Source organism: Streptomyces sp. UG1 (assembly GCF_049974585.1).
Lineage (GTDB): Bacteria > Actinomycetota > Actinomycetes > Streptomycetales > Streptomycetaceae > Streptomyces.
Genome location: NZ_JBNGGG010000002.1, coordinates 230,358 through 246,503 on the forward strand (window position 1 = coordinate 230,358; position 16,146 = coordinate 246,503).

The 16,146-nt window shown below is 71.0% G+C and carries 13 protein-coding genes, 1 pseudogene and 1 riboswitch; of the genes and pseudogenes, 7 read left to right on the forward strand and 7 right to left on the reverse strand.

Going from position 1 to position 16,146, the window contains the following annotated elements:
* Positions 1-25: 25 nt before the first annotated feature.
* The 3 genes from ACP4J3_RS03310 (at position 26) to ACP4J3_RS03320 (ending at position 4,237) form a co-directional block, all read left to right on the forward strand.
* Positions 26-1,093: an NAD-dependent epimerase/dehydratase family protein gene (locus ACP4J3_RS03310; RefSeq protein ID WP_426530152.1), complete on the forward strand. Its 1,068-nt coding sequence runs from the start codon at positions 26-28 to the stop codon at positions 1,091-1,093.
* A gap of 142 nt (positions 1,094-1,235) precedes the next feature.
* Positions 1,236-1,410, forward strand: a riboswitch (cyclic di-AMP (ydaO/yuaA leader).
* Between the two features lie 8 nt (positions 1,411-1,418).
* A complete protein-coding gene (locus ACP4J3_RS03315; protein ID WP_426530154.1) occupies positions 1,419-2,951 on the forward strand; it encodes an NlpC/P60 family protein in 1,533 nt (510 codons plus the stop codon).
* A 281-nt stretch (positions 2,952-3,232) separates the two neighbouring features.
* On the forward strand, positions 3,233-4,237 hold the full coding sequence (locus ACP4J3_RS03320; protein ID WP_426530156.1) for a sugar ABC transporter substrate-binding protein: 1,005 nt from the start codon (positions 3,233-3,235) through the stop codon (positions 4,235-4,237).
* Positions 4,238-4,307: 70 nt separating this feature from the next.
* On the opposite strand, the gene ACP4J3_RS03325 is transcribed toward ACP4J3_RS03320, so the two are convergent.
* Positions 4,308-5,309, reverse strand: a complete 1,002-nt coding sequence (locus ACP4J3_RS03325) for a LacI family DNA-binding transcriptional regulator (protein WP_426530158.1) — start codon at positions 5,307-5,309, stop codon at positions 4,308-4,310.
* Between the two features lie 214 nt (positions 5,310-5,523).
* On the opposite strand from ACP4J3_RS03325, the gene ACP4J3_RS03330 reads away from it, so the two are divergent.
* The 4 genes and pseudogenes from ACP4J3_RS03330 to ACP4J3_RS03345 all read left to right on the forward strand — a co-directional run bounded on the left by ACP4J3_RS03330 (position 5,524) and on the right by ACP4J3_RS03345 (position 8,696).
* Positions 5,524-6,486: a TIM barrel protein gene (locus tag ACP4J3_RS03330; protein ID WP_426530160.1), complete on the forward strand. Its 963-nt coding sequence runs from the start codon at positions 5,524-5,526 to the stop codon at positions 6,484-6,486.
* Between the two features lie 135 nt (positions 6,487-6,621).
* Positions 6,622-6,762: pseudogene (locus ACP4J3_RS03335) on the forward strand (MFS transporter); the annotation flags it as partial.
* A gap of 54 nt (positions 6,763-6,816) precedes the next feature.
* The gene (locus ACP4J3_RS03340) at positions 6,817-7,833 is read left to right on the forward strand and encodes a Gfo/Idh/MocA family protein (protein WP_426530162.1); all 1,017 of its coding nucleotides are present in this window, start codon (positions 6,817-6,819) and stop codon (positions 7,831-7,833) included.
* Positions 7,830-8,696 (forward strand): sugar phosphate isomerase/epimerase family protein, encoded by an 867-nt coding sequence (locus tag ACP4J3_RS03345; RefSeq protein WP_426530164.1) that lies wholly within the window; start codon positions 7,830-7,832, stop codon positions 8,694-8,696. Before ACP4J3_RS03340 ends, ACP4J3_RS03345 begins: the two co-directional genes overlap by 4 nt.
* 15 nt (positions 8,697-8,711) lie before the next feature.
* Here the strand turns inward: ACP4J3_RS03345 and ACP4J3_RS03350 are convergent, their stop codons facing one another.
* The 6 genes from ACP4J3_RS03350 to ACP4J3_RS03375 form a co-directional block, all read right to left on the reverse strand.
* Entirely contained in the window at positions 8,712-9,938 is a 1,227-nt protein-coding gene (locus ACP4J3_RS03350; protein WP_426530166.1) for a cytochrome P450, read from the reverse strand.
* A gap of 74 nt (positions 9,939-10,012) precedes the next feature.
* Entirely contained in the window at positions 10,013-10,960 is a 948-nt protein-coding gene (tgmB, locus tag ACP4J3_RS03355) for an ATP-grasp ribosomal peptide maturase (RefSeq protein ID WP_426530168.1), read from the reverse strand.
* 15 nt (positions 10,961-10,975) lie between these two features.
* Positions 10,976-11,167, reverse strand: a complete 192-nt coding sequence (tgmA, locus tag ACP4J3_RS03360) for a putative ATP-grasp-modified RiPP (RefSeq protein ID WP_426530170.1) — start codon at positions 11,165-11,167, stop codon at positions 10,976-10,978.
* A gap of 192 nt (positions 11,168-11,359) precedes the next feature.
* Complete coding sequence (locus ACP4J3_RS03365; RefSeq protein WP_426530373.1) at positions 11,360-12,838, reverse strand: MFS transporter; 1,479 nt, start codon at positions 12,836-12,838, stop codon at positions 11,360-11,362.
* 203 nt (positions 12,839-13,041) lie between these two features.
* The gene (locus ACP4J3_RS03370; RefSeq protein WP_426530172.1) at positions 13,042-14,475 is read right to left on the reverse strand and encodes a cytochrome; all 1,434 of its coding nucleotides are present in this window, start codon (positions 14,473-14,475) and stop codon (positions 13,042-13,044) included.
* 115 nt (positions 14,476-14,590) lie between these two features.
* Positions 14,591-15,988 (reverse strand): FAD-binding oxidoreductase, encoded by a 1,398-nt coding sequence (locus tag ACP4J3_RS03375; RefSeq protein ID WP_426530174.1) that lies wholly within the window; start codon positions 15,986-15,988, stop codon positions 14,591-14,593.
* Positions 15,989-16,146 lie beyond the last annotated feature (158 nt).

Genomic DNA, 16,146 nt, shown 5'->3' on the forward strand with positions numbered 1-16,146 from the left:
GACCCCCGACCGCACGATGTGAGGGGTGAGGGGCGTGGGCTCGGACGGCTCGGCGGCCGTGCTGGTGACCGGCGGCAGCGGCTTCGTCGGCAGTCATCTGGTCAGGCGGCTCCTGGAGCGCGGCCACCGGGTCCACGCCACGGTGCGCGACACGGCCGCCACGGCGAAGGTGCGGCCGCTGCGGGAGATGCAGGAGGCGTACCCCGGTCGGCTGTCCCTGTTCGAGGCGGACCTGCTGTCCGAGGGCTCCTTCGACGGGGCGATGGCCGGGTGCCGGACGGTGTTCCATGTGGCCTCGCCGTTCCGCATGCCGGAGAAGATCAAGGACGGCCGCCGGGAGATGGTCGAGCCGGCCCTGCTCGGCACCCGCAATGTGCTGGCGGCGATCGAGCGGACGCCGACGGTGGACAGGCTCGTGTTCACCTCCACCGTGGGCGCCATCTTCGGCGACTACGCGGATGTCCTGGACATGGACGACGGTGTCCTCTCGGAGCGGTACTTCAACACCACCAGCACGGTGGAGAACAACCCGTACCACTACGCGAAGACGGTCGCCGAACGCGCGGCGTGGGAGGCGGAGGCCGCCCAGGACCGCTGGCGCATGGTGTCGGTCAACCCCGGCCTGATCCTGGGGCCCTCCCTCACTCCCGCCTCCGAGTCCGGCAGCCTGTTCCTGCTCCAGGAGCTGTTCAAGGGCTACTTCTGCTACGGCGCCCCGGACTTCAGCTTCACCACGGTGGACGTGCGCGACGTGGCCGACGCGCACATCGCGGCGGCCGAGAACCCGGACGCCAAGGGCCGCTACATCGTGGCCGCCGAAACCATGACGTCGTTCCACGAGATGTCCCGCATCCTGCGCACCCGCCATCCGCGCGACCTCCGCCTTCCGCGCACCGCGCTCCCCCACTGGCCGGTACGTGTCCTCGGCCCCGCCTTCGGACTGACGCAGGATTACATCCGCAAACACCTCGGCATCCGGTTCCGGGTGGACAACAGCCGCAGCGTCGGCGAACTCGGCATCAGCTACCGCCCGATCGAGCAGACGATCCTGGATCACTACGAAGCGTGGCGGAACCGACGCGAAACGAAGTGAATCCGGCGGTCGTTCCCCTCCAAGCGTCAAAGGTCACAAAAACGTATCGGACATTTAACGCCTCAACCTTCACGGGAGCCGCACAAGTTGGCTAGGTTACGGATCAGGCCGCACGACGACCTCCGGCGAACCCCGTCGGGACGCGCGGCCTCCGCCGAGTCCGGTGCGCCATCGAGGTTCACCGGAGCCGGGGACCCAACCGAACTTGGGGTGAATCGGCCCAATCGCCTTTCGGGGCAGGGGCCGTAGGGCACACCTTCCGGAACCGACCGCCCGAACCCGTCAGCTAACTCGGTAGGCGGAGTACGGAAGGAGTACGTCGCCCATGGCGCCGGAAGGCACCGCGCGGCCGGGGGCTCTCAGCCTGCCCGGCATGCGCAACTCCGCACTCGCGTCGGCGGCCCTCACCTCGGTGGCCCTGCTCGGTCAGACGGCGGGCGCCACCCCCTCACTCGCGGACGAGTCACCGAGCCGCGAGGAGGTCAACCGACGCGTCGCCGCTCTCTACAACCGGGCCGAGACCGACTCGGGAACCTTCAACGCCACCCGTGCGTCGTCGACGGGACCGCCGGGGCGCGCCGCCCGGCCGGCGGACGCCGGACGCGCGCCCGCCGCCCCGCCCCGGGGCGAGGACGGCAGGCGTGGCGACCGCTCCCTCGACCGCGTCACCCGGCAGTGGTTCGACGGTGCGCGTGCGAATCTCGGTCCGATCGTCCCGGCGGCGCCGCCGAGGCCCGCGCGGGCGCTGGACGGCGCCGACCCGGCACGGGAGTCCTCCGGCCGCGCGCCACTGGAGCTGACGGCCGGGCCGGCCACCGGAACGGCTCCCTCGGCGGAGCTGCCCGCCGGCCCGCTCGCCGCCCTGCCGGCCGCTCCGGAGGCGGACCCTCAGGCCGCGACCCAGGTCATGCCGGCGATCCCCGCCCGGCCCCCCTCGTCCGCCCCGGCCACCGAACCGGCGGCGGCCGACCCCCAGCAGCGGTCCGGGCTGCGGACGACCAAGGAACAGAACCAGCGCAAGCTGGACCGGGCCCGCGAGCTGCTGTCCATGTACGCCATGCGGCAGAACGACCCGCTGACGACGGCCGGCGCCCTGCCCGCCGCCACCGACACCTGGGGTGCCCTACCGGCCCAGGTCCAGCCCTCGGCCGAGGAGCAGTGGCAGGCGCTGCAGGCCCAGTCGGCCGCCGACCTCACCACGGTCCCGCCCGGCGCGACGGCCTGGCCGACGCCCTCCCTGGCCTCCGCCCCAGCCCCGGCCCTGGTCACGGACCCCCTCACCGCCCCGGTCACGGACCTCCTCACGGCCCCCGCCCTGAGCCAGACGCCGCCCCTGGCCCCGTTGACGGACCCCCTCACCGCCCCCGCCCTGAGCCAGACGTCGACCCCGGGCACGGCCTCGGCCCCATTCACGGCCCCCCTCACCGCCCCCTTCCCGAGCCAGCCACCGCCCTCGGGCACAGCCCCGGCCCCGAGCACCGCCCTCACCTCCACGGCATCACAGGACACCCGGGCCATCCGCGCCCTGGAGTTCGCTCGCGCACAGGTCGGCAAGCCCTGCGTCTGGGGCACGACCGGCCCGGAGGCGTTCGACGGCCCCGGTCTCACCCAGGCCGCCTGGAAGTCCGCCGGCATCACGCTGCCACGCACCGCCCAGGAGCAGGCGACGGCCGGACGCGGGGTCGCCCTGACCTACCTCGAACCCGGTGACCTGGTGCTCTTCCACGTCGGCCACGTCGGGATCTACTCCGGCAGCGACATGATGATCCACGCCCCGGGACCGGGGGCGGTCATCCGCGAGGAATCGATCCACTACGCCGGCGAGTCGGCGATCCACAGCGCGATACGGCCCGCCTGAGCGGTCACTCGCCCGGACGTCACCACCCCGTCTCTTTCGAGGCGGGGTGGTCTCGCATCGCCCCTGGCCGGCGGGCCGTCCGCACTCGGTGACACCCCCTGCCACATCTCCTTTGTCGATACGTCCTGACAAAGCCATTGACATCATCTGCGGACAGCCGCATAGTACCTGCCACTAGAGCGCGCTAGTGCAGCGCTCCAGTCGATATCCAATGGGCGGTACCCGTGAACCTCCCCCCACCTGAGAACCCGCCCCTACTAGCACAGCGAGGTGCATGGGACATGCGCAGACACCACCGAGCCGCCACCCTGACGGCCGCCGCCCTGGCCGCCACCCTGTTCGCCGCAGGATGCTCCAGCAGCTCCGGCGGAAAGGAGTCCGAGGAGGGCTCGGCGGACGCCTCGGCGGGCAAGGCCGGCACTCCCCGGATGACCGTGGCCATGATCACCCACGCGGCCCCCGGTGACACCTTCTGGGACCTGATCCGCAAGGGCGCCGAGGCCGCCGCGGCCAAGGACAATGTCAAGCTGGTCTACTCCAGCGACCCGAGCGCCGGCAACCAGGCCAACCTGGTGCAGAACGCCATCGACCAGAAGGTCGACGGCATCGCCCTGACCGCGGCCAAGCCCAGCGCCATGAAGGCCGTGGTCGCCAAGGCCACGTCGGCCGGCATCCCGGTCGTCGGCTTCAACTCCGGCCTGGACGACTGGAAGGAACTCGGCATGCTCGAGTACTTCGGCCAGGACGAGAACATCGCCGGCAACGCCTTCGGTGAGCGGCTCAACGAGACGGGCGCCAAGCACGCCGTCTGCGTCATCCAGGAGCAGGGCCATGTGGCCCTTGAGGCCCGCTGCGCCGGTCTGAAGAAGGGGTTCAAGGGCAAGACGGACATCCTGTACGTCAACGGCACCGACATGCCGTCGGTGAAGTCGACGATCACCGCCAAGCTCCAGCAGGACTCCTCCATCGACCAGGTGGTCACGCTGGGCGCCCCGTTCGCGCTGACCGCCGTGCAGTCGGTGGCCGACGCCGGCAGCAAGGCCAAGGTCGCGACGTTCGACCTCAACAAGGAACTGGTGACGGCCGTGCAGGACGGCAAGGTCGAGTTCGCCGTCGACCAGCAGCCCTACCTGCAGGGTTACCTGGCGGTCGACTCGCTGTGGCTGTACAAGACCAACGGCAACTTCAGCGGCGGCGGCACCGCTCCGGTGCTGACCGGTCCCGCCTTCATCACCAAGGACAACGTCGACGCGGTGGCCGAGTTCGCCGCGAAGGGCACGCGCTAGCCGCGTCCATGGACAGGCGGTGCCGACCGTGACCGCGACGGGGCACGGTCGGCACCGCCGCTGTTTGATCTCAGGCCGGCTCCTGCGGGGCCGGCCCGCTCGTGCCCCGGACGACCAGCTTGGGGTCCAGCACCGCCTCGCGGGGCTGCCGTTCCGGGTCCTCCAGCCGCTCCACGGCGAAGCGGACCGCGTGCTCGGCCATGAGGACCGCGTCCTGGCGGACGGTGGTCAGGCCGATCGGCATCAGGTGGGAGAGATGACTGTCGTCGTAGCCGACGACCGACACATCGCGCGGCACCTCGACGCCCGCCTGGGCCAGCGTCATCAACAGGCCCATCGCGCAGCGGTCGTTGCCCGCGAGCACCGCAGTGGGCAGCGCCAGCCCCTGGTCGCGCTCCGCCAGCAGCAGGCGCCCCGTCTCGATGCCGGACTCCTCGGTGTGCGCGCCGGGGATCACCCGCAGTTCGGACTCCAGCCCGTGCCTGCGCATCGCCGCGCGGTACGCCCGCCGCCGCTCGGCCGAGCCGGGGCCGCGCCCGCCGTCGATGTGCACGATCCGGCGATGGCCCAGCTCCACGAGGTGCTCCATCGCCTGCCGCGCGCCCTTGCCCTCGGCGCTGTGCACGAAGTCCACGCGCGCGTGGGGCACCCGGCGGCTGACCGAGACGGCGACGGTACGGCGGCCGAGCTCGTCGAGGTAGCCGGGGTCCGCGTCGGGGCCGAGCAGGATCACCGCCTCGCAGCGGTGGCCGAGCAGCGCCTCGACCGCCTTCTCCTCGCTGCGGCCCTGAGCCGCGGCGGAGAGCAGGACGTCGTAGCCGAGCCGCTCGGCCTCCGGGTAGATGCCCGCGATGAGGTCCGTGTGGAAGGTCTGGTGGACGGTGAACATCACGCCGAGCGTGCGGCTGCGGCCGCGCGCGAGCAGCCGGGCCGCGTTGTCCGGCCGGTAGCCGATCTCGTCGGCGACGCGCAGCACCCGCTCGCGCGTCTCTCGTCCGGCGCCCGGAAGATCGCGGAAGATGATCGAGACAAGCGCTCGGGACACTCCGGCCTTCTCGGCGACGTCCGCCATCGTGGGCCGCTGTCGGCCTGACGCATCCACCTGTGAACCCACCCTTCAACGCCGTTCACCTTAACCAGCTCTCGAAATCTCCCAGCAGCGAGCTATTGACATGACATTTGGACCAGAGTCATCGTACTCGCACTAGAGCGCGCTAGTAGAGCGCGTCAGAAGATCGTGGATACGTCCGCGGACGACCGTCTCTCCTCCCCCCGAAGGACTTGTCATGGCAACGGCGCCAACCTCGCTCCGCACCACCGCGGGCAACCTGTGCCTGGGCTCGGCCCCCGACTCGTGGGGAGTCTGGTTCCCCGAGGACGACCAGCAGGTCCCGTACACCCGCTTCCTCGACGAGCTCGCCGCGGCGGGATACCGGTGGCTGGAGCTCGGGCCGTACGGCTACCTCCCCATCGACCCGCGGCACCTGAAGGAAGAGCTGGACGCCCGCGGTCTGCAGGTCTCCGGCGGCACCGCCTTCGGCGCACTGCACCGGCCCGAGGCCTGGGACGAGATGCTCGCCCACGTCCGCCGGGTCGCGGAGCTGACCGCCGCCGCGGGCGCCCATCACCTGGTCTTCATCCCGCCCATGTACCGCGACGAGAAGACCGGCGCCTTCACCGAGTCCCCGGAGCTGACCGCCGAGCAGTGGGCGGGCTTCGGCAAGGCCGCCGACCGGCTCGGCAAGCTGCTCCTGGACGAGTACGACGTACGCCTGGTCATCCACCCGCACGCCGACAGCCACATCCAGACCCAGCCGGAGATCGAGCGCCTGCTGGGCGAGTCCGACTCCCGGTACACCAACCTCTGCCTGGACACCGGGCACGTGGCCTACGGCGGCGGCGACAACCTCGACCTGATCCGGCGCTTCGGCGAGCGCGTCGGGTACGTGCACATCAAGCAGATGGACCCGGAGATCCTGGCCCAGGTCGCCGCCGAGGACCTGTCGTTCGGCGAGGCCGTCAAGCGCGGGGTGTGCGTGTCGCCGCCCGCGGGCGTGCCGAGGCCCGCCGACGTGGTCACGGAACTGTCCCGGCTCGACGCGGAGCTGTTCGTGATCGTCGAGCAGGACCTGTACCCGTGCGCCCCCGAGGTGCCGCTGCCCATCGCCGTCAGCACCCGTGAGCACCTGGCGGGCTGCGGCCTGACCGGCACCGAGCGCCCCACGCTCAAGAGCCCCGGGCACCAGTGAGGAAAACGGCCCATGGACGTCAGGGACACCGCTGTCGCGGCCCCTGCCGCCGTACATGACCGACGACGTCGGCGGCCGGTTGTCGGACGCACGCGGACGGCGCCGTACGATCCTCGGCTTCGCGAAGGCCTCCCCGGCATCGGGATGTCCAACAAAGTCTTCCCGTTCGTCGTGGCGGGCAGTTTCTCGCTCACCTTCGTCAAGCTCTACGTCCCCGGGACGAAGGGCCGCTCGCTCGAGTCCCTCGAAGCCGAACTCCGGGCGCGCTTTACCTGAACACCCCGTCCCCGGGTCCGTCGCGGCCGGGGACCGCAGAAAGGACCACCACCCATGACTGTGCGAGTAGGCGTCATCGGCGCCGGCTGGATCGGCAAGGAGCACATCCGGCGCCTGACCGACACCGTCACCGGCGCCCGTGTCACCGCGGTCACCGACATCGACGCCGCCCGTGCCCAGGAGGCTGCGGCCCCGGTCGGCGCCCGCGTGCTGCCCGACGGCGCCGCCGTGATCGCGGCGGACGACGTCGACGCGGTGCTCGTGACCTCCTGGGGTCCCACGCACGCCGAACACGTACTGAACGCCATCGCGGCCGGCAAGCCGGTCTTCTGCGAGAAGCCCCTCGCGACGACCGCGGAGGACTGCCTCAGGATCATCGAAGCCGAGACGGCCCACGGCCGCCGCCTGGTCCAGGTCGGCTTCATGCGCCGCTACGACACCGGCTACCGGCAGATGAAGCAGGTCATCGACTCCGGCCGGATCGGCGAGCCGCTGATCGTGCACTGCGCCCACCGCAACCCGACCGTGCCCGAGTCGTACACCTCCTCCATGGCCGCCCTCGACACGGCCGTGCACGAAGTGGACGTACTGCGCTGGCTCCTGGACGACGAGATCGTCTCCACCCAGGTGATCACCCCGCGCGCCACGAGCAAGCGGTTCGAGCACCTCAAGGACCCGCAGATCATGCTCTTCGAGACCGCCAAGGGCGTCCGTATCGACCTCGAGGTCTTCGTCAACTGCCAGTACGGCTACGACATCCAGTGCGAGGCCGTCGGCGAGGAGGGCCTGGTGCGCCTGCCCGACCCGGCTGCGGTCGGCGTGCGCACCGCCGCCCAGCACAGCACCGAGGTGCTCACCGACTGGGCCGGCCGCTTCCGGGACGCCTTCGACACCGAGTTCCGCGAGTGGATCGCCGCCCTCGCCGCCGGCGACCAGCCCACCGGGCCCTCCGCCTGGGACGGCTACGCCGCCACCGTCATCACCGCGGCGACCGTCGAGGCCCTGGAGTCGGGCCACGTCGTCGCCACCGACCTCAAGCCCCGTCCCGCCTTCTACGGAGGTGCCGCGTGAAAATCGCCCTCGACCCGTACATGCTCCGCGGGCTGCCCATAGACGAGATGGTGCGCACGGTCGCCGAACTCGGCTACGAGTACATCGAGTTGTCGCCCCGCGACGACTTCATGCCGTTCTTCCTGCACCCGCGTGCCGACGACGAGCGGATCGCCGAGCTGAAGAACGCCCTGCGCACCCACGGTGTCCAGCTCTCCTCCGTGCTGCCGCTGTACAAGTGGTCCTCACCGGACGAGACCGAGCGGCAGGCGGCCGTCCGCTACTGGAAGCGGATGATCGAGATCACCTGCGACCTCGAATGTCCCCTCATGAACAGCGAGTTCAACGGCCGTCCCGAGCGCGCCGCCGAGAGCGAGGCGGCCTTCTGGCGCTCGCTGGAGGAACTGCTCCCGGTGTTCGAGCGCGAAGGCATCGCTCTGAACCTGGAGGCGCACCCGGACGACTTCTGCGAGGAGAACACCCCCGCGGTCGACCTGGTCCGCGCGATCAACAAGCCGTGGGTGAACTACCTCTACTGCGCCCCGCACTCCTTCCACCTCTCGGGTGCGGACCCGACGGCGGACATCGCGGCGATGATGCGCTACGCCGGTGACAAGCTGCAGCACGTGCACATCGCGGACTCCTTCAACCACAAGGGTTCGTCCGGCCTGCGCTACATCCTCAACCCGCCCGGCACCCCGGCCCGCATCCACCAGCACCTGGACATCGGGCAGGGCGAGGTCGACTGGGACGCCTTCTTCGGCACGCTGCGCGAGCTGAACTTCGACGGCGTCGCCACGTCCTGCGTCTTCGCCTGGGAGGAGCGGGCCAAGGAGTCCTCGGCGTTCATGCTGGACCACATCCGCAAGGAGCTGGCCGCGTAGGGGGGTACGCCCGGTTCAGGCGGCCTTCAGCGCGAGCGGCAGGGCGCTGAGGCCGCTGAGGAAGTTGGAGTAGACGGGCTTGGCCGGGCCCGTCTGTTCCATCCGCGCCACCAGGTTCCGCAGCCCGGCCAGTACGGCCCCGATCTCCGCCCGGGCCAGATGGGCGCCGAGGCAGAAGTGGGGGCCGTGGGCGAAGGTGACGTGCTTGTTCGGGGTGCGGTCCAGGCGCAACTCGGCGGGTCTGTCGAAGACTTGCTCGTCGTGGTTGGCGGAGGCGTTCCACACGGTGACGATCTCCCCTGCCCCGACGGGCCGGCCGCCGACCTCACTGTCGGCGGTCGCGGTGCGTCCGGAGTGCAGGGCGGGGGTCGTCCAGCGCAGGATCTCCTCGACGGCGGTGTCGATACCGGCGTCGCCGCCCTTGAGTGCCTGCCACTGGTCGGGATGGTCCAGCAGGGCGAGGGCGGCGCCGACCATGGACAGCCGGGCCGTCTCGTCGCCGCCCAGGATCAGGCTGTAGCAGTTGAGCATGATCTCGTCGTCGTCCAGCGGCAGCCCTCCCACCTGGCTCCCCGCCAGCAGGGCGATGACGTCCGAGTGGCCGCTGTCGCGCCGGTCGCGGGCGAGGTCCGCGAAGTAGAGCAGGATCTCGTTCCTGGCGATCCACGCGTCCGCCGCCGTACCGTCCGCCTCGTGCGAGCCCAGCGCGGAGGACGTCAGGCTCAGCACATGGGCCCGGTCGCGGTCGGGCACGCCCAGCAGGTCGCAGATGGCGCCGAGCGGTATCCGGGCCGCCACGTCGGCGGCGAAGTCGCAGCGGCCCTTGTCCAGCGCGTCCCGCAGCAGCCGGTCCACCGTGCGCCGCACGCTCGCCACGATCGGCTCCAGCGCCCGCGGCGAGAACGCCGACATCAGCACGCGGCGCAGCCCCGTGTGTCTCTTTCCGTCGGTGACGGCGAGCATCCGCCCGGCCGCGGTGTCGCCACCGGCGAGCAGCGTCTGAAGCACGTTGCCGCCCTCGGAGGTGAAGCGTGCGCTGTCCCTGTACGCGGAGGTGACGTCGGCGTGCCGGGTCACCACCCAGAAGCCGGGGGCCGAGTCGGTTGCCCGGTTCCAGTGGACCGGCCGATGCTCCCTCAGATGGCGCCATACGGCGGACAGGTCGCCCTCGGCGTGCAGCCGCGGATCGGCCAGGTTCAGCGTGTCGAGCTCTTCCGGCGCGATCGCCCGCCGTGTGGTCATCGCGTGCCCTCCCGTGTTCCGCGACCGGTGTGCCTGCGCCCCTCAACGTAGTCCGGCGGGAGTGGCCGGCCGGCTCACCCGCCGCGCCGCTCCGGCCTGCGCTGTGCCAGCCACAGGGCGACGGCCTGCGAGATCGGCTGCCCGGTCGCCAGCTCGACGAAGCCGAACTGGCCGCCCTGGTTGCACTCCAGGAACCACCAGATGCCGTCCTCGTCCTCGGCGAAGTCGAAGGCGGCGTACGCCAGTCCGGCGAGGGTGACGTACTCGTGCACCGACTTTCCGATGCGCTCGGGGACCGCAACCGGCTCCCAGGCGTGCTCGGTGTCGCCGTAGCGGCCGTCGACCTGTCCGGGCTCGGCGGTCTTGCGCGCGGCGAACAGGCGGGGGCCGACGCAGGTCAGGCGGATGTCGGCCCGCTTGGGGACGTACCGCTGGAGCAGCGCGGGCCCGGCCGCGACGGCGGAGAAGTCCGTGTCGGGGCCGATGAGCGTGGTGGGCAGGGCCATTGCCGGCCCGTCGCCGCGCGGGGGGCCGGAGACGGACTTCACCACGACCTCCCGGTGCTCCTCGGCGAACTCCCGGGCCAGCCGGGGTGCCGTGGTGAAGACCGTCGGTGGCACGGCGAAGCCGCTGAGGTGGGCGACCCGCAACTGCCAGGGCTTCAGCCGGGCCTGGTCGGCGTTGCGCGGATGGTTCATCCACCGTGCTGCGGCGGAGTGGAGCATCCCGTACAGCGCCTGCCGGGTCTCGGCGGTCAGCCACGGTGAGGGCTCGGCCGCGTGCGCGGCCGGTTCGCCCGGCCTGCGCACCCAGATGGAGCGCAGGCCTCCCATGCTGAGCACATGTCCGTTGACCGACAGATGGCCGTCGAAGTCACCGTGGGCGTAGTCGGCGGACAGCACGGCCTTGCCCGGCAGGTCGGCGGGGTCCAGTCGCAGCACGGGCGTGCCCGTCCCGTGCAGTCTGGCCACCACCATGTCGGCGGTCACGTCCTCTTCGGACGTGAGGATGAGCACTGTCATGCGCGGCCCGGTCCGTCAGTCGTCGAAGTGGGTCGCGGACCCCGCGGTCGACGTCGTCGTGCCGACCGCGAGCAGGAGTTCGGGGTCACTGACGGCGGGGCGGCCGTCGGGCAGCACGTTCAGCTGACGGGCCGGGTCGAACTGATACGGCGTCACCGCGATCGGAAGCCCTCTCTCAGACGCGTAGTTGAGGGTGAACGGTCGCACTCGGAACCTCCACGGACGTTGTCTGCATTACCGTCCCTTACGTACTTGTTGCGTAAGGAATTCATCACTTTCCGCCACATCGGGGTGAAGGTCGTCACACCAGCAGCACCAGTTGTGCGCACCTTCCCCACGAGTCACACATCGGATGGGGCGTCAGAACTGTCACCGTGGGCACGGCGCGGCCCGAACCCCTCAGGGTGTCGGCATCCCGCCACCCTGGAGCCGCTCCAGGTCGGAGGGGCGGACCTGGATCACCAGCAGGGCGATCACCGCGGCGATCACTGTGAAGATCGCCGCCATGATGAACGCGGCGGAGACACCCGCGGTCAGAACCTCGTCGGCATACGGCGGCGGAAGCTGCCCCGTGCGCTCGAAGCGCAGCCTCTCCAGCGGGGTGGCCTGGGACAGGAAGGCCGGGATCTGTCTGTCTGCCTCGTTCCCGCTGGCCGTGCCGAACATCGTGACCAGGATGGACAGCCCGAGGGAGCCGCCCACCTGCTGGGTGGCGTTGAGCAGTCCCGAGGCGGCTCCGGTCTCCTGGGTGGCCACGTTGGACAGTGCCATCAGGGTCAGGGACACGAACTCCATGCCCATGCCGAGGCCGAAGACCAGGATGGGGCCGAGGATGCTGCCCGCGTAGGTGGAGTGGACGTCGGTCAGGGTCAGCCAGGCCAGACCCGCGGCGGCCAGGATCCCGCCCGTCACCATGAACGGCTTGGGCCCGTACTTCGGCAGCAGCTGGGAGGCGAGCCCCGCGCCCACCGCGATGACGGCGCTCACCGGCAGGAAGGCCAGTCCGGCCTGCAGCGGGCTGAAGTCCAGCACGTTCTGCACGAAGAGGGTGAGGAAGAAGAACATGCCGAAGATCGCCGCGGCCAGGCTCAGCATCATGCCGTACGTGCCCGCCCGGTTGCGGTCCGCGAACATGTGCAGCGGTGTGATCGGCTGTCTGGAGTGCCGCTCGACCAGGACGAACAGCAGCAGGACCACGACGGCCGCCCCGAACGCGGCCAGGGTGAGGGCGTCCCGCCAGCCGTCCTGCGCGGCCCGGATGAACCCGTACACCAGCAGCACCATGCCGACGGTGGAGGTCAGCGCGCCCGCCAGGTCGAAGTGCCCGGGGTGGCGCTCGGACTCCCGGATCCAGCGCGGGGTGGCGAGCGCGATGAGCAGTCCGATGGGCACGTTGACGAACAGCACCCAGCGCCAGTTGAGCCACTCGACCAGCATGCCGCCCGCCAGCAGCCCGATCGCGCCGCCGCCCGCCGAGACCGCGGCGAAGACCCCGAACGCCCGGTTGCGTTCGGGACCTTCACGGAAGGTCGTGCTGATCAGGGCGAGGGAGGTCGGGGAGGCGATGGCGCCACCGACGCCCTGCAGGGCGCGGGCGGCGAGGAGTTGCCAGGAGTTCTGGGACATTCCGCCGAGCAGCGAGGCGAGCACGAAGAGCAGCACGCCGAAGATGAACACGCGCCGTCTGCCGAGGATGTCGCCCATTCTGCCGCCGAGCAGCAGCAGTCCGCCGAAGGTGAGCGTGTAGGCGTTGACCACCCAGGACAGGCTCGTCGTGGAGAAGTCCAGCGAGCGCTGGATGTGCGGCAGGGCGATGTTCACGATGGTGATGTCGAGCACCACCATCAACTGACAGGACGCGATGACCAGCAGCGCCATACCGCTGCCCCGGCCCTCGCCCCGCTCCGTGTCCTGCGGGGTGGCCCGTGCTTCGGGTGCCGGCTCCGGGTTGCTCATGGCGGTGCGCCGTGGGCGGGTGTTCGGTGGCTGGGTCCCGCCACCATTCGACCGTACGCCGGTGCCGTACGGCCCTCCAGTCGATCACGGGGCCGACCGCGCCGCCCGGTGCGTACCGCCCGGGATCAACGACCGCTGCGGATCAGGCCCGTCAGATAGCGCCACAGGGACGAGCGCTGCCGGGCGGCCTGGTCCGGCAGCACCGGCTCGGGGCTGCCGGGCTCCGACTCCGGCGCCGACCGCGGTACCGGCGCGTGTCCGGGCGTCGCGGGCCGCTCGGTCACCGGGGCGAGTTCGTACCGCACGGGCAGCGAGCGCAGGCCGCGCATGAACGGCGAGGAGCGCCAGGGCAGTTGGTCGGCCGGCAGGGCCAGTTCCAGATCGGAGAACCGCTCGAAGAGCCGGCCCACGCCGACCGCCGCGACCGTGGAGGCCAGCTCGCGGGCCGGGCACTGGCGGTGGCCCGCGCCCCAGGACAGATGGGCCCGGGTGCTGATCGTGCTGCCGGGTGCGACGTGGTCGGCGAAGAGCGGGTCGGCGTGCGCGGCGGCGGAGGAGACCCACACCGGGTCGCCGGCGCGGATCGTGTAGGCGCCGAGCGGGGTGTCCTTGGCGGCGAACCGCGGCACGAAGTTCACCAGCGGCGGCTTGCGCATGACGACGCGGTTCATGGTCTCCCGGATCATTCCGGCGGAGAGGCTGGCGCGTACGCCGTCGCCGTCGCCGGAGATGACCTCGACCACGGTGTTGGACATCAGGATGCCGACGTGGTCGGAGGTCATGCCGAGCAGCATGAACAGCTCACGGGCCAGTTCGTCGAGCGAGAGAGAGGGGTGGGCGGCCAGCAGGTGGGAGGGGAAGTCGTCGCCCGGCTCCTTCAGCTTCACGGCCGCGAGTTCCGCGAGCGTCGCCAGCAGCCGCTGAAGGGCGGGCTCGGCGTCCGGGCCCGCGTCCAGCACCCGCCACATGTCCATCAGGGCGTCGTCGCCCTGTGATCCGGGAAAGCCCAGGAGGTGGCTGGCCACCATCAGCGGCAGCGGCCGGGAGAACTGCGCGGACAGGTCGGCGACGCCGGTGCCGCCGCCCTGTCCGACCAGGGTGATCAGTTCGTCGGCGTAGGCGGTGACGGCCGCCTTCAGCCGCTTCGCCTGGGGGTGGCCGGGGTCCTGGAACGGCTTGAGCGCGGCGTCCCAGGCCGTGCGCAGCGAGGCGTATCCGGGGCCGCCCTGGATCAGGATGTGGTTGACCTCCAGGCTGGGTCCGAGCGGCCAGTCGGCGGGGACCTCGCCGTCGGTGCGGGCCCGCCAGTTCTCCAGCCCCTTCGGCCAGCCCGCGTCGTCCTGGAGCACCTGCAGGGCCTCGCGGTAGCCGAGGACCAGCCAGGCGGGAACGCCCAGCAGGTCGACCGGGGCGACGGGGCCGTGCCGCTGCCTGAGCCGCTCGTACACGAGGGAGGGGCGTGTCTCGTAGTCGCGGGTCAGCAGTGGTTCGGGCGTCATCTCCTCCAGACGGGTGCCGTCGACGCCCACGGATCCGCCCTCGCCCACCTGGGATTCCATCGTCCTGCCGCCCTCCGACACTCCCCGCACCGGCGCGCTACCAGTCAGTAGCCGAACAACCCTGGGGACCTTACCCCAGGCGGTGCCTCCGGGTGAACGACGGGGACGACGGACATCAGCCGGGCGCCGGCGGGATGTTCTGGTTGGCGTGGAAGAAGTTGTCGGGGTCGTAGGTGTGCTTGGTCGCGGCCAGCCGGTCGTAGTGGCCGCGGTAGGTGCCGTGGACGCGGTCGGTGCTCTCTCCCTCGCCGATGAAGTTGATGTAGGCGCCGCCCATGGAGTGCGGATGCAGCTCGCTCCAGTAGCCCACGCACCACTCCCGGATCGTCTCGGCGTTGGCCGGGTCCGGGTCGATCCCGGCGACCACCCCGGACCAGACGGCGTCCCGGTACGCCCAGGCCGTGTCATCGGCAGCGACCTGGTGGGCCGCGCCGTCCACGGGATACAGGTGCATCGTCGACAGCTCGGTGGGGATGTTCTCGCCGTATTTGTGGTGCACGTCGATCGCGGCGTCGGAGATCGTGTCGAAGAAGTCACCGCGCCAGTACCACTGCAGTCCCTTCGGGATCAGCGCGTCGAACATCGCCTGCAGGCCGGGGTAGGGCATGGGCGTGGTGAAGTGGAAGGCGGACGGCGCCGGTTCGTTCACCGGGGCCAGTGCCTGCTCCAGCCGGTCGCCCTCCAGGTCGCCGGTGTAGCACCAGACGACGCCGCACATCTTCTGCCCGTGGATCGGCTCGGGGAACGGCTCTCCGGGCGGTATGACGAGCACGGCGAAGAAGCCGTTGAGGTCGCGCGGCGCGGCCGGCAGGAACTCCCGGTACCAGCGCAGCACTTCCGGCGTGTGGTCGACCGGCCACACCGTCACCGCGACCCCGACCGTGTCCGCCGGGTGCAGCCGGAAGGTGAAGGACGTGACGACGCCGAAGTTCCCGCCGCCGCCGCGCAGCGCCCAGAACAGGTCGGGATGCTCGTCCTCGGAGGCGGTGACGAAGGTTCCATCGGCGAGGACCACGTCCGCCGAGAGCAGGCTGTCGACGGTCAGGCCGTACTTGCGGGTCAGGTGGCCGTGGCCGCCGCCGAGGGTCAGGCCGCCCACCCCCGTGGTCGACATGATGCCGGCCGGCACGCCCAGTCCGAAGGTGTGGGTGGCGTGGTCCAGGTCGCCCAGTTGGGCGCCGCCGGACACCTGCGCGGTCATCGCACCCGGGTCCACGCGTACGCCGCGCATGGTCGACAGGTCGAGGACGAGCGCGTCATCGACCAGGCACAGGCCCGGCCCGCTGTGGCCGCCGCCGCGCACCGCCAGCTCCACTGCGTTGTCCCGGGCGAAGGAGATCGCGGTCCGTACGTCCGCGGCGTCCACGCACTGGGCGAAGGCCGCGGGGCGCCGGTCGATCATGGCGTTGTAGATGGCGCGGGTCTCGTCGTAACCCGGGTCCTGCGCGGTGATGACGGGTCCCCGCATCCCCTCGCGCAGGCCCTGTAGTGCTGCTGCGTTGATGCCGCCCATGGCCGGCTCCCTCCGTGTGAGGACGGTGAGCCGCGGACGGATGGCGGCGCCTGACGTCCGGGCGGGCTGCGGGGCGTGGTGCGCGGATCCGTTCGCACCTCGTGTCCACGTGTCTATGTGTCTACGTGTCCATGTATCGATGTCGACAGGGCACAGCG

Bases quoted from the DNA above. Each gene is read 5' to 3' on its own strand.
- ACP4J3_RS03315 (WP_426530154.1), top strand. From the start codon at position 1,419: ATGGCGCCGGAAGGCACCGCGCGGCCGGGGGCTCTCAGCCTGCCCGGC.
- ACP4J3_RS03320 (WP_426530156.1), top strand. From the start codon at position 3,233: ATGCGCAGACACCACCGAGCCGCCACCCTGACGGCCGCCGCCCTGGCC.
- ACP4J3_RS03325 (WP_426530158.1), bottom strand. From the start codon at position 5,309: ATGGCGGACGTCGCCGAGAAGGCCGGAGTGTCCCGAGCGCTTGTCTCG.
- ACP4J3_RS03330 (WP_426530160.1), top strand. From the start codon at position 5,524: ATGGCAACGGCGCCAACCTCGCTCCGCACCACCGCGGGCAACCTGTGC.
- ACP4J3_RS03340 (WP_426530162.1), top strand. From the start codon at position 6,817: ATGACTGTGCGAGTAGGCGTCATCGGCGCCGGCTGGATCGGCAAGGAG.
- ACP4J3_RS03350 (WP_426530166.1), bottom strand. From the start codon at position 9,938: ATGACCACACGGCGGGCGATCGCGCCGGAAGAGCTCGACACGCTGAAC.
- tgmB (WP_426530168.1), bottom strand. From the start codon at position 10,960: ATGACAGTGCTCATCCTCACGTCCGAAGAGGACGTGACCGCCGACATG.
- ACP4J3_RS03365 (WP_426530373.1), bottom strand. From the start codon at position 12,838: ATGGCGCTGCTGGTCATCGCGTCCTGTCAGTTGATGGTGGTGCTCGAC.
- ACP4J3_RS03370 (WP_426530172.1), bottom strand. From the start codon at position 14,475: ATGGAATCCCAGGTGGGCGAGGGCGGATCCGTGGGCGTCGACGGCACC.
- ACP4J3_RS03375 (WP_426530174.1), bottom strand. From the start codon at position 15,988: ATGGGCGGCATCAACGCAGCAGCACTACAGGGCCTGCGCGAGGGGATG.